Here is an 11979-nt window from a genome sequence, read left to right as displayed (position 1 = left end):
CAGGTCACAAGGACCTGTTTCTTTTTTTGCGGACAAAAGGAGTGTCAGTGGAATATGTTGGGAGCAGAAAGGAGTGATACTTTTTGGTTATCTATTATGTCCGCCCAGGCGATACACTCTATACCATCGCTCAACGGTACGGGTTAACGATGGAACAGATCTTGGAACTCAATCCTTTGCCCGATCCCAACAGCCTGCAAGTGGGTCAGAACTTATGGCTTCCTGTCCCCAGCAGGGAGTCCATGGGACCTTGTCCGCCTTTGACAGAAGGCACCCGAGGTCCTTCTGTCAGCCGCCTGCAACAATTGTTGACTCGCTCAGGTCTTAATCCAGGTCCGATTGACGGTATTTTTGGCTCCCAAACGCAAAATGCTGTGGTTCTTCTGCAGCGCCGTTCTAATCTACCTCAAACAGGCAATGTTGGGACTGCAGAGTGGCAGGCTCTAGGAGTGAATTGTCGCCCGCCCTTGCCTCCTTTTCCTAGACCGGCGGAACCTCGCCAGCCGTCGCCCGCCCGTCCCCGCCAGCCAATTCAGATTCCGCCAAGTACCCAGCCACAACCCCAACCCATGCCTCCATTGCAACCTCTGCCTCAGACTCAATCTCAAAATCAACAAAAACCTGTTCCAAAACCCACTCCGCCACCGCCGCCTCCGCCAGCACCTCCTCAATGCCCGGAACTGGCTGAAGGGGCTACCGGTGAAGATGTCCAGCGTTTACAACGGTTGCTCGATGCGGCCGGTTATCCCGTGACGGTGACAGGTGTCTTTGATCAGGCCACTTTGAACGCATTAAGGACTTTTCAATCAGAAGTGGGCATCAACCCAACAGGGAGAGCTGATCTGGAGACATGGCTGGCATTAGGCGAACCTTGCGGCGATTTGCCTCGACCGCCTCGGCATCGTATCACCCGCGTCTTTGAAGGGTTACGGTACACTTTTTATACCGATAAAGCCGTCTACCGGCAAGGGGAACCGGTCCTCATGACCTTTATCAAACGAAATGTCTCCGACGAACCGATCACGATCAATTATCCGACGACACAGCGCTTTGACTTTTTCGTTGAACTCGGCCAAAGCGGTATTGAAGTGTGGCGTTGGTCTCGAGATCGATCCTTTAATCCGGCCACAGCCCAGATAACTTTGCAACCAGCTCAGATCCAGGCCTTTCAAGAGAGCTGGGACCAATCAAGCAATACGGGACAAACCCTTCGGTATCCCGGGCGGTATCTGCTGACCGCGACAAACGTGGGAACCGAACGATCGATAAATATCGAGATCGAACTGCAACCGGCTGCGACATCGGATGCAGTAACGACGGAGTAGAAAAAGACGTTAGGCCGACCTCGCAGACAACGTTTGTGGGGTCCTTTTTTTACACAAGATAAGAGTAATTTCAATTGTATGCTATTTGACAGATCGACTTGACACGGGTATTCTTTTATCACAAGAGATAACCAGGAGGGAATAGGTTGCGTCGTGTAAAGCTGGCCATTCTACATATGCTTCCTCAGAGATGGCTGTCTCGTCAGAGCGGGCGTTGGGCGGCCTCTAAGTGGAGTCGAAGAGCTATCCCCTGGTTCATCCGGCGTTACAACATCGCCGTAGAGGAAGCCGAAAAAACTTGGCAGGAATACGGATCATTAGCCGACTTTTTTTGTCGCCGTCTTAAACCGGGTTTGCGCCCGATATGCCCAGAACCTAATGGAATTGTCAGTCCCGTCGATGCTCAAGTCTCCCAAATGGGGACTGCCTCTGCTGGTCGTCTGATCCAAGCGAAGGGGATCAACTACTCACTGGAGCAGCTTCTTGGAGATCGGACGAAGGCGGAGTCCTTCGCCGGCGGCGAATTTGTCACCTTATATCTCAGTCCTCGAGACTATCACCGCATACATGCTCCATTGGAAGGACGTGTAACCGGCTACGCCTATTGGCCGGGACGTCTCTACCCGGTGAATGACTTGGGAGTACAGGGTGTTCCCGGCCTTTTTGCCCGGAATGAACGATTGATTACTTATTTGCAAACCGATGTGGGACAAGTTGCCCTCGTCAAAGTTGGCGCCATGATGGTCGGAAGTGTCCGGGTGACCTATTCCAACGTTGTCTCGAATCGCCGTAAGCCGGCACAACTTGTTTCCCTGCAAGAAGGCCCCGACTTGGAGAAAGGAGAAGAACTAGGCTTTTTCCAATTCGGATCCACCGTGATTTTGCTCTTTGAGCCGGGAGCGGTACGCTGGCGGGAAGATCTGACGACAGGAACTCGGCTGAAAATGGGAGAAATGATTGCACAGAAAATTTTTTAAAACCTGAGTAAAATTTTACTCGGGTTTTTTTTATTGCATTTTTTAAATTGTATGGCATAATTCGTCATTGTAGTGTCATAAAGTAGGAACGAATGGACGATTGGTTTGGTTTATACCAGCCAAAAGAGCCATTAAGGTAATATTAATTAAATCTTCCGAAAAAGTAAGGCTCGTTGTATAATGTCGAACTAGGAGAGTAGGCAAAACATATAAAAAGGTACAACAAATGCGTACGGTCTTGCCTTGGGAATCTCCAAGACCGGTTCAGGTTTACGTGCTCAGTTTTCTGCTGGAACGTACCATTAAATAAACCGGCTTTGCTGCAACCATATACGGAGGTGTCATTATGCATCCATTTCGTCAGCCCCTAACACCTGGCCAGGTTATTGATAACCCTTCTGCGGAAAAGTTGCGTCAAATGGCCAAAGGTGAAGAACACACGACCGAGTTTAGCAGCGCTTGCTACATTTCGGGGGCTCGCAACCGAAGCGCCAAAAAAACATACGTTGTAGAAGACGGAGTCAAGTTAGGGGTACACCAGCAGGGAATTTCTTTGGAAAGAGCTACTGAACTGGTCAAAGAAGTTCACCGTTACCTCGCTGACAAAACAGTCATCCGTTTAGATCGCCAGATGGGCATGAATGAGAACCATACATATCATTGCCGTGTATACATCACCGAACCCTATGCTCGTATTCCAGCCATGTGGATTCATTCTTTGTTTGCTCCAAAGGATAAGGATCAGGAACCTGATTTTATCAGCGTCTATGTTCCGGAGTGGCCGGAACGAGTTATCTTCAACCATCCTTTGGCTGGAGTAACCTATATCTTGGGTACGGACTATTTCGGTGAGTGTAAAAAATCCTTCCTTCGTAAGGCTATGTACCGGACGAAGCAAAAAGGCGGCCTCGGATTGCATGCAGGATCCAAAGTGCTTCGTATTCGGGACAAAGAAGATAAACTGAAAGATGTGGGCTTTATCCTTTTCGGATTAAGCGGAACCGGAAAGACCACCTTGACGATTCATGATCATGGCCTCACTGGCGATGAACGAGTCATTATTCGCCAAGACGATGTCGTGCTGATGGATGCCGATGGTTTTTGTGCGGGGACAGAAGACGGCTTCTATATCAAAACAGACGGCCTCGATAAATCGCAAAAAGTACTCTATGATGCTGCTGTTTCCCCGAACGCCATCTTTGAAAATATCAAAGTATTCGAAGGCGGAAAGATCGACTTTTTCAATCAGGAACTCACCTCAAACGGGCGTGGCATCGTGTTGCGTTCTGAAGTAGCTGGTTCCGATGATTCTATCGACCTACCGAAAGCGAACAAGCTTATTTTCATCACCCGTCGAAACGATATCGTTCCACCTCTTGCCCGGTTGAGCCCCGTGCAAGGTGCCGCTTACTTCATGCTTGGCGAATCGATCGAAACCTCTGCCGGCGATCCGACCAAAGCAGGTCAGTCGAAGCGGGAAGTGGGCACCAACCCATTTATCGTCGGTCCCGAGGAAGATGAGGGGCAACGCCTGCTGGACATCCTTCGGAATAATCCAGACATGCAATGTTATCTGTTGAACACAGGATCTGTCGGTGCCAAAGAGGGCGAGGCTGGCGTAAAGCTCTCCATCAAGGTCTCAACGACCTTGATGAAAGAAATCGCCCGCGACAGCATTGAATGGACTGTTGATCCCGATTGGGGTTATGAGGTTCCGAAATCGGTTCCCGGTTTGGATATTCAAGAGATCATGCCAAAAGGGTTCTATTCAGAAGAGGAATACCAAGAGAAGGTGGAGAAGTTGCGGGCTGAACGTCGCCAGTGGCTCGAACAGTTCCCAGGTCTCTCCGGCGAGATTCGCCAAGCCATCGAAAAGCCTTAAGAATATTTGTTTATTTGGAATAGTGTATTAAAAAGAATCTATAGAATTTTTGCTGCTCCAGCTTAGCTGGAGCAGCTTTGTTCATTCTGGCACACCTCTAGCCTGTATTCCATAAAATGGAAATCAGCTAGAGGAGGTGTGCGACTTGTTCTCTTTAGGTACTGCTTTATTGGTTCCCTACCTAAAAGGACTTACTTTTCTCACGGGTGCTTTGAACAACAACTCATTTCCGAAGCCTCTGCCTTCCCGCGAAGAATCGGAGTGCTTGGCCCGGATGGCTGAGGGAGATGAGAATGCTCGCGATAAACTAGTTTTACACAATCTCAGGTTGGTCGCTCATATATGCAAAAAATATAACAATCATAATCAAGAAGAGAATGAAGAACTGATCAGCATTGGAACAATTGGTCTGATTAAGGCGATCAATACCTTTAAGGTGGAAAAGCAGGTTAAACTGAGTACCTATGTTTCTCGATGCGTTGAAAATGAAATTCTTATGCATTACCGCGATAAGAAAAAAGAATCGAGGGTAGTGTCCTTTGATGAGCCTGTCGGAGTTGATAAGGACGGAAATGTAATGACCTATCTAGAGGTCTTAGGTACAGACTCGGAAGAGATCACCGAAATGGTGGAAAAAGCATTCGAGAGAAGCGAGTTGCGGAAGAAAGTTCAGACGGTTCTCAATGACAAAGAAAAGTATATCATGGTCCTCCGCTATGGTCTCCACGGCGGTAAACCTTGGACGCAGCAGGAGGTAGCCGATAAGATGGGCATCTCACGAAGTTATGTAAGCCGGATTGAAAAACGAGCTGTTCAAAAACTGATTAAAGAATTGGGAGCGGGGAAAGGGATTTAAAAGCGTCAAATAGTTAGAGGGGAAAAGCGCCTCTTCAGCTTGAGGCGCTTAAAACTCACGTGACGATTTAGTGTGTAAAGATGTGCTTTCCAATGGTGAGGATCTGTGGTCGACTCCAGATCCAAGCGCTCGTCGCAGTAGCCGGATTAAAGTAATAGAGTGCACCGCCGCTGGGATCCCATCCGGCCAATGCGTCACGAGCCGCATTCAAACAGGTCGGGTTGATATCCATCCAGATTTGCCCGTCGTCGACAGCGGTAAAAGCACCCGGTTGGAAGATGACACCAGATACCGTATTGGGGAAAGAGGGATGGCGGACGCGGTTGAGCACGACAGCCCCCACAGCGACTTGACCCACGTAAGGTTCGCCTCGAGCTTCTCCGGTTATGGTTCGAGCAAGCATCCAAAGGTCGTATTCACGGGGCCAGCCCACTCCAATTGCCTGTGCTTCAGCGATTTCCGTCGCAAATTTTGCCTTGAACTGGTCAAAGGTCATCGGCAATGTGGGTTCTGCGATGGGCCAAGGGAAGATGAGCAAGGTAATGAGCAGTAAGATGAGGCCCCTTTTTCCTCGTTTCCGCATGAAATACCCCCTTTTGTTCAGACTTCTTCATGTACATGGCTAGTATGGTCTGAAATGGGTATGACCATGCAAAATGACTATTCTTTTTCAAATTCCGAGGAGAAGGTTTTTTTTATGAAAAGAGAAAAGGTATAATAGGGTAGGAGTTCTTTGCTTTTGGGAGAACGATCGATTTGGAAGATGTCGGGTGAAAAGGTTGAACAACAAAATAGGCTGCAGACAACAAAGCTGTATGATTTTCGCCATTCTTATCTCGATTTTACTGGGAACAACCCTGTCGCCTCTCATGGTAACAGCTGGAACAGCCCCGATTCCCGAAAAAAAGCTAGTCAAAAGTGTCCTGATCGTGTACCCTGACGGACGGGCATTTCGGGGAACGACAGCCCGCCAAGAGCAGGATTGGGCACAAATGATGCAAAACCTGCTGGGTCACTTTGAGGTAGATATCTCCCTCTGCACCAGTGCTGATTATCATGAGGCTCAGTTGGAGTCCTTTGACAGCCTGATTTATCTGGGGACTTTTGAAGAAAAAGTACCTTCCCAATTGCTCCGAGATATCGCTAAGACAACAAAACCGGTCATGTGGTTAGGAAAGAATATCGATGAACTGGGAGACGCCGGCGGCCCTCGCTTTGTAACGAAGCCAGTCGCAAGACAAAGGGCAAACTACGAATATAAAGGAAAAAGTCTAACCAACCCCAAGGAAGTTACCTTGAATTTGATCGAAAAATATCCCCAAGACAGCCAAATATGGGCTTGGGTGGATTCGCCTCAGGGACGGCGTCCTTTCGGGCTGCAGAGACAAAATTTCTGGTATGTAGCCAATACGGACCTACATAGTAAAAGCTATCTCCTCGTTGCTGACCAGCTTTTCGATTTCATGGGGAAACAAGCCCAACCAGAAAAATGGGCCACCGTACGAATCGAAGACGTCCACCCTCTGCGCTCTCCTGAAACGTTGCGGAAAATTGCTGATGTGTTGAAAGCCCGACAAATCCCCTTTATGGTTACCGTGATCCCTGTCTATGTAAACCCACAGACGAACAGCCGTGTTTTCCTAGCGCAGAGACCTGAACTGATCGAAGCCCTTCGATACATGGAGACTTGTGGAGGGACGATTCTTATTCACGGTTTTACCCATCAGGTGGGTAATGACGAAACTGCCTTGGGTTTTGAATTCTGGGACGCTGTCCATGAACGTGCCATTATTCCTCCGGAACGTCCCCATTGGGCGGAAGAACGTCTAAACCAGGGAATTGTTGATTTGCGATCCCTTGGTTTGCACCCCTATGGCATGACTGTCCCGCACTATGCCATGGGAAGTGAAACCTACAAGGCCATGAGACAGCAGGTAAGATTGTTGGCTGGCAGTCCTCAGATTTCTGATCAGTCTCGTCAGACACAAAAAATTCCTTACATTTTGAAAAAAGACCAATATGGCTATCTTGTTGTGCCAGAGAACCTCGGTTTGGTAGACATGAACCTTACCGACCCGGTTACGCCGATGTTAGAAGAGGCCCAAGAAATCGCTCTCGTTCGAGAATGTGCCGCCGGAGCTTTTTTTCATTCCTTTTTGGAACCAACCTCCCTCGCCAAGCTTGTCGATGGATTAAAAGATCAAGGCTATACCTTTTTAGACGTGCGCTCTTTACCGGTTCAAGAAATCAACGCGGATCAAAGCAAGTTAACTGGACAAGACCTTTTTTGGGATCCTTTATTAGGGGGATCTCTTCGAGCGGAATCAGAAACAGAGCTTGCCCCAGCCGTCAAAGACACGGTGGAATCTACGATGACGGTCTTGTTAATAGGAATAGTGATCGCTTGGGCGATTCGCCGTCGAACCGATGACGAAAGATGAATTGAATCGGGGATCTCTATGAGTCATTAAACGCTAGAAAGGCGTGGTGCCTTAGTGAGTTACCTCTCCGAACAAACCGATTATATTCTGTTCATTTATGCATTGGGATTTACGCTGTTTACTTATGTATGCCACCTTATGCGGCATAGATCATATAAGGATCTGCCCTGGTTTTGGCTGGGGTGTTTTGGATTTTTTCATGCATTGGCAGCTTGGTTCGATGTAATCGCCTGGGAATTTGGGTCGGGGACTTTTTATGTCACGGTCTGCAGGGGATTTCATGGTCTCGCATTTTTGTTCTTGGCTGAGTTTGGACGTCGAAGTTGGTCCTCCTACAACGGAAAAATTTATGAACGGATCGGCTATTTTTTGCTTCTAAGCATGGCCGGAAGCTCAGCGATCGGATATTCAGGAGCTTTGACGACAGCCTTTCAAATCCCTTTTGTTTTTGCCGGTACTGTTTACCTCTGGCACTGCAGTCGCTTCAACAAGAGGCCCTATTCTCTCACCGAATCGATGCCACTGTTCTTTCTTACGGCTCTTTTGTTTCTAGGTTGGATCTCTACAGAAATGCTCGAAGAGCGTGGAGAAGCCGTCGCGAGAAATCATCTTCTTTCTCGAGCATCTACAGCCGCCGCCGCTATAGACGGAAGTCATGTATCCCATTTAACCGGTTCCACGGAAGATTTGGGAACGGAGAGCTACCGCTATCTTCGAAGCCAATTGATGGCTTTACATGAGGCAAACCCGGACTGTCGTTTTGTTTACCTATTGGGAATAAGAGACGGGCAAGTGTTTTTTTTCTTAGATAGTGAACCAGATACTTCTGAGGGCTACAGCCCGCCAGGTGATGAATTTACCGATGCTACGGAGGCGTTGATTTCCTCCTTTTCTACCGGTCAGTCGTTCGTGGAAGGGCCTGTAACTGACAGTTGGGGAACATGGGTCTCCGGCTTGGCCGCTATTCGGGATCCTGAGAGTCATCATGTTCTAGCCCTATATGGTATGGATATCGACGCCAAACAGTGGAATTTAATGGTTGCTACGTACCGTTTTATCGGCCTTGCCTCTACACTTGTCGTCTGTATTATTGTCATCATTTTTTATGTTGCTCTACAGTCGTTGCGGGAATCGGCTGAACAGCTTCGCCAGCAGGGAAGTCTGCTTCAAGGTTCGGCCGACACGGCCTACCGATTACTGACAGTTACTGATTATGAGCGGGCGACACAAGAGGCTATCGCTATGCTCGGAGAAGCGGCAAAAGTCGATCGGGTGTACATATTCGAAAACCTTCGCTATCCCGAATCAGGAAAAATGTCCTTTAGTCGGCGCTCCGAATGGATAAATGGAACCTATGAGGAGATAGGTGAAAAGGTTGACTTAGAAAATGTTTCCTATCAAGACTGGGGCTTGACTCGTTGGTATGAAACCCTCTCACAGGGAGACCCCATCGGTGGTGTTATCGATGAATTTCCGATCTTGGAACAGAAGTTTTTTCATTATCTAAAGATTAGTTCGATTCTTCTCGTACCTATCCAAACGAGGGAACGATTCTGGGGTTTTGTCGGCTTTGGAGAGTCTCAGGCAGATAGACAATGGACCGATAATGAAAAGACAATTCTGCAGGCTGTCGCCGCTAGTATTGGTGGTGCGATAGAGCGAAAAAAGGCCGAAGAGCAATTGGCCATGGCGAGGGACGAAGCTTTAGAAGCGTCTCGCTTAAAATCCGAATTTGTGGCTAACATGAGCCATGAGATACGCACTCCTATGAACGGTATTATAGGTATGAACCAGCTGTTGCTGGATACTTCCCTCAACGAGCAACAGCAGGAATATGCACTCATCGTTAGAGAATCGGCTGAGGGATTGATGCGAATCATTGACGACATCTTAGACTTTTCCAAAATCGAAGCCGGAAAAATGGAGTTAGAAGAGATCGAGTATGAACCGCTTACAGTGATCGAAAGCGTCGCAGACCTGTTAGCGCCAAAGGCCTCGGAAAAAGGATTATCTTTAGACACGTTTATCGACCCGTTCATTCCCGAAAAACTGTTCGGGGATCCCTTACGGTTACGGCAAGTCCTGCTTAACTTAGTGAGCAATGCGATTAAGTTTACCGACCGTGGGGGAGTCGGGATCGTCGTGACAGCAGAACCGCCTAAGCAAGGCATCGTTTTTTTGAAAGTGGAAGTCAACGATACCGGTATCGGTGTAACCGATGCGGCACGGAAACGTCTTTTTCAACCTTTTACGCAAGCCGATGGAACAACGACACGCAAATACGGAGGTACGGGTCTCGGACTGACCATATCGAAGCGAATCGTGGAAATGATGGGCGGACAAATCGGTGTGGAAAGTGAAACGGGAGAGGGATCTTCCTTCTGGTTTACCTTCTCTAGCAAAGTATCTGAGCCCCCAAGGACCGGCATAGCCCCTAAGGAGATTCAGGGGTTACGCGTCTTGATTGTCGATAGCTGTACCTTTACAAGGGACGTGTTACGTCGCTACGGAGAAGCTTGGGGTTTCAACTGTACGTTTACGGAAGACGAAAAAGAAGCCTTTCGCTTACTGCGAGAGGCAGAACACGAAAAAGCCCCTTATGCACTCGTCTTTATGGATGTATCCAAAGCGAATCACAGGGAGCTTCTCATGGACGGTACAACTCCTTTTGTCCTATTGGCTGGCTTTGGTTTACACAGTAAAATAGAAGAAAGCAGTAAAGACGGTTTCTCTGACATTTTGACAAAACCACTCAAACGAAGTCAAATCCTCAAATGCTTTCAGAACAGGGCAAAAGGGAACTGGACGGATTCGATCAGCGCGGGAAAAAGCAAAGTATTTACCGTCGGCAGCTCGGAAGAACCGCCAGTATCTAAAAAGAAACCACTGGAACCTATGAAAGACTGGCTCCTTTTAGTCGTTGAAGACAACAAGGCGAATCAAAAGCTGATCAGCATACTGTTACAACGATCAGCTTACCAAAGCCATATCGCCAACAATGGCCAAGAGGCGTTAGAAATGATGGAACAAAACAAATATGATCTCATCCTCATGGATTGCCAGATGCCTGTGATGGACGGATTAGAAGCAACCAAGGCAATTCGCAACATTGAAGCAGAGATAGGAGGGCATGTGCCAATCATCGCTATGACCGCTAACGCCATGCCTGGTGATCGGGAATCGTGCTTGCTTGCCGGTATGGACGATTATATAAGCAAGCCGATCAGCCCCGATAAATTGAGCCTCATGGTAGAACGCTGGCTGGCTGAAGGGCCAGATCAGTCTAATACTTTGATGATATGAACTGTAGCGTTAACGGGGTCACCCAAATCGATTTCCAGTTCTTGAGTGACTCGATTGCGATTTTTGTCATAGAGTATAAGAATGATAGGTCTTGCTGATATGTATTTCGAAATGTTTGTAACCATCCCGATCTGCCCATCAGACAGTTTTACGAGGCTGCCTAGTCGGTAGATTGAGATATTTTCAACGAAATGACGGACTGTTTTAGCATCGAAAAAATAGTTTCCCGAACCGAGCAAAAATTCCAATGCCTCATGGGGTGAATGTTGCTTTCGGTAGGCTCGGTTTTCCGTAAGGGCATCAAAAACGTCGGCTACAGCGACAATTTTGGCCGATTCGTTGACGTTGTGGAAGGTTAGTCCTTGAGGGTAGCCGCTCCCGTTATAGCGCTCGTGATGTTGATAAGCGATTTCGATCACGTCAGGATGTATGTTTGGTATGGAACGAAGGATGTTAGCGCCAAAATTGACGTGATTGCGAATCAGTTTAAACTCCTCAGGCGTTAAAGGATCTTTTTTTAACAATACTTCAGGTGGAATCGATGTTTTCCCAATGTCGTGAAGCAGGCCGCCGGTCCCTAGAACGAGGAGCTGAGTTTTTGACAAGCTCATACTTATACCTACGATGAGGGATAAGACAGATACGTGAACACAATGGGTATAGGTATGATCTTCAATGCTGCGCAAATCCGTTAACAAGTTCAGTACAGTTCGATTCTGAAGGATTTCCGTAAAAATGGACTCGACAGTGAACATGGCGTCCTCAAAACCTTTGTTGAGTCCATTGGGTCGAACGTACTTACGCAGCGTTCGGTTGACTAAAAGCATTGTCGAGTCGATAATCGTTTCATATACGTCGACTCTGGAGTATTGGTCCATTACAAAGACCGAATCAATGCCGAATTGCTTCAAACGTTCAATGAACATGGGGGTCAGAGTTACTCCCCGGGCCAATAAAACACGTCCATCTTCAATATATACATCTTTGGCGACGATGAAACCGGGCCGTAGTTTGCTTAACTCCAGACGAGGCATCGAATCAACTCCCAGAAGACTATTAAGAGTTCAAAAAAAATCCTGTGAATTTAAGTTTACCATAGCTTTTTCCATTGCCATACCATCTTTTCTTCCACCTATATAAAAAGATATTTTTAACAAGCTGATAAAGAACTGATTAAAATATTGACAGTAACTGT

Annotated in this window: 7 protein-coding genes and 1 pseudogene; 6 read left to right on the top strand and 2 right to left on the bottom strand. The window is 47.6% G+C overall.

Annotated elements, in window-relative coordinates:
* Window positions 1-83 precede the first annotated feature (83 nt).
* The 4 genes from H1S01_RS21880 to sigK all read left to right on the top strand — a co-directional run bounded on the left by H1S01_RS21880 (window position 84) and on the right by sigK (window position 5040).
* The gene (locus tag H1S01_RS21880; RefSeq protein ID WP_188039070.1) at window positions 84-1325 is read left to right on the top strand and encodes a peptidoglycan-binding protein; all 1242 of its coding nucleotides are present in this window, start codon (window positions 84-86) and stop codon (window positions 1323-1325) included.
* A gap of 146 nt (window positions 1326-1471) precedes the next feature.
* Window positions 1472-2302 carry an archaetidylserine decarboxylase gene (asd, locus tag H1S01_RS05410; RefSeq protein WP_207732196.1) on the top strand — a complete coding sequence of 277 codons (831 nt, stop codon included), beginning with the start codon at window positions 1472-1474 and terminating at the stop codon, window positions 2300-2302.
* A 346-nt stretch (window positions 2303-2648) separates the two neighbouring features.
* Window positions 2649-4184, top strand: a complete 1536-nt coding sequence (locus H1S01_RS05405; protein ID WP_188039069.1) for a phosphoenolpyruvate carboxykinase (ATP) — start codon at window positions 2649-2651, stop codon at window positions 4182-4184.
* A 136-nt stretch (window positions 4185-4320) separates the two neighbouring features.
* Window positions 4321-5040 carry an RNA polymerase sporulation sigma factor SigK gene (gene sigK / locus H1S01_RS05400; protein ID WP_341479039.1) on the top strand — a complete coding sequence of 240 codons (720 nt, stop codon included), beginning with the start codon at window positions 4321-4323 and terminating at the stop codon, window positions 5038-5040.
* Window positions 5041-5107: 67 nt separating this feature from the next.
* Here sigK and H1S01_RS05395 read toward each other — a convergent pair.
* Window positions 5108-5452 (bottom strand): annotated as a pseudogene (locus H1S01_RS05395) (cell wall hydrolase); the annotation flags it as partial.
* Between the two features lie 367 nt (window positions 5453-5819).
* On the opposite strand from H1S01_RS05395, the gene H1S01_RS05390 reads away from it, so the two are divergent.
* Together H1S01_RS05390 and H1S01_RS05385 are read left to right on the top strand one after the other, a co-directional pair.
* Window positions 5820-7481 carry a polysaccharide deacetylase family protein gene (locus H1S01_RS05390; protein ID WP_188039066.1) on the top strand — a complete coding sequence of 554 codons (1662 nt, stop codon included), beginning with the start codon at window positions 5820-5822 and terminating at the stop codon, window positions 7479-7481.
* A gap of 204 nt (window positions 7482-7685) precedes the next feature.
* Window positions 7686-10784: a hybrid sensor histidine kinase/response regulator gene (locus H1S01_RS05385; protein ID WP_188039065.1), complete on the top strand. Its 3099-nt coding sequence runs from the start codon at window positions 7686-7688 to the stop codon at window positions 10782-10784.
* On the opposite strand, the gene H1S01_RS05380 is transcribed toward H1S01_RS05385, so the two are convergent.
* Complete coding sequence (locus tag H1S01_RS05380) at window positions 10760-11818, bottom strand: HD-GYP domain-containing protein (protein ID WP_188039064.1); 1059 nt, start codon at window positions 11816-11818, stop codon at window positions 10760-10762. The genes H1S01_RS05385 and H1S01_RS05380 overlap by 25 nt on opposite strands.
* Window positions 11819-11979 lie beyond the last annotated feature (161 nt).

The organism is Heliobacterium chlorum, from assembly GCF_014502795.1.
Taxonomy (GTDB): domain Bacteria; phylum Bacillota; class Desulfitobacteriia; order Heliobacteriales; family Heliobacteriaceae; genus Heliobacterium; species Heliobacterium chlorum.
The sequence above is the reverse complement of the archived record's forward strand: the minus strand, read 5'-3'. Positions and strand labels throughout refer to the sequence as shown.